Origin of the sequence: Dubosiella muris (assembly GCF_004793885.1) — a bacterium.
Classification (GTDB): Bacteria; Bacillota_I; Bacilli_A; order Erysipelotrichales; family Erysipelotrichaceae; genus Dubosiella; species Dubosiella muris.
In genome coordinates, this window is record NZ_SRYG01000061.1 from 1 (window position 1) to 477 (window position 477).

Annotated in this window: 2 protein-coding genes; both read left to right on the forward strand. The window is 40.3% G+C overall.

Annotation, left to right across the window (positions count from 1 at the left end; genetic code table 11):
• The first annotated feature begins 188 nt into the window (after positions 1–188).
• Entirely contained in the window at positions 189–407 is a 219-nt protein-coding gene (gene infA / locus E5336_RS12295) for a translation initiation factor IF-1 (RefSeq protein WP_016318255.1), read from the forward strand.
• Between the two features lie 15 nt (positions 408–422).
• The coding region (gene rpmJ / locus E5336_RS12745; RefSeq protein ID WP_117572753.1) for a 50S ribosomal protein L36 at positions 423–477 on the forward strand (55 nt) is incomplete at its 3' end.

The following is a 477-nucleotide window of genomic DNA, read 5'->3' on the forward strand; positions in this document are numbered from 1 at the left end:
TTCTGGTTTTGAGAGATCGAACGACCACCTTGCCGCTGGCGAGGTTTTTTTATTTTGTGAAATTGTAGGATCCAGGGAGGAGTTTGGCGATATAGTTGTCAAACCTTTTTTCATTTGTTAAAATGATAGATGGCTATTTATGCCCGAATCATTTCATTTTTAGTATAGTAAGGAGGCGTGTACAATCCATGTCAAAACAAGATATGATCGAAATCGACGGAATCGTTGTAGATACTTTACCGAATGCCGCTTTTAAGGTGAAATTAGAAAACGGACACGAGATTTTAGCTCACGTTTCTGGTAAAATCCGTATGCATCACATTCGCATTTTACCAGGTGATCGTGTCACCGTGGAAATCTCACCGTATGATCTAACACGTGGGCGTATTACATTTAGACGAAAATAAGGAGACGCATAAATTATGAAAGTAAGACCATCTGTAAAACCAATCTGTGACAAGTGCCGGGTCATCCGCC

Coding starts and splice junctions, on each gene's coding strand:
- infA (WP_016318255.1), top strand. CDS start 189: ATGTCAAAACAAGATATGATCGAAATCGACGGAATCGTTGTAGATACT.